This window comes from Microbacterium sp. GbtcB4 (genome assembly GCF_019091465.1).
Classification (GTDB): Bacteria; Actinomycetota; Actinomycetes; order Actinomycetales; family Microbacteriaceae; genus Microbacterium; species Microbacterium paraoxydans.
Genome location: NZ_JAGXJJ010000846.1, coordinates 1 through 228 on the forward strand (window position 1 = coordinate 1; position 228 = coordinate 228).

Genomic DNA, 228 nt, shown 5'->3' on the forward strand with positions numbered 1-228 from the left:
CCCTCCGACTCCACGCCGGGGCGGATCCGGGCGATGTCGTCGCCGAGGGTCTCGACCTTCCAGCCGGGGATCGTGGGGGGGACCATGGCGAGATTCGACTTGCCGCAGGCCGACGGGAACGCGGCGGCGACGTGGTACGCCTTGCCATGCGGGTCGATCACGCGGATGAGGAGCATGTGCTCAGCGAGCCAGCCCTCGTCACGGGCGACAACCGACGCGATGCGCAGT

1 protein-coding gene is annotated in these 228 nt (G+C 70.2%); it reads right to left on the bottom strand.

Translation table 11 applies throughout. From position 1 onward, the window contains the following. The coding region (locus tag KVS71_RS19840; protein WP_217585370.1) for a phosphoenolpyruvate carboxykinase domain-containing protein at positions 1–228 on the bottom strand (228 nt) is incomplete at both ends.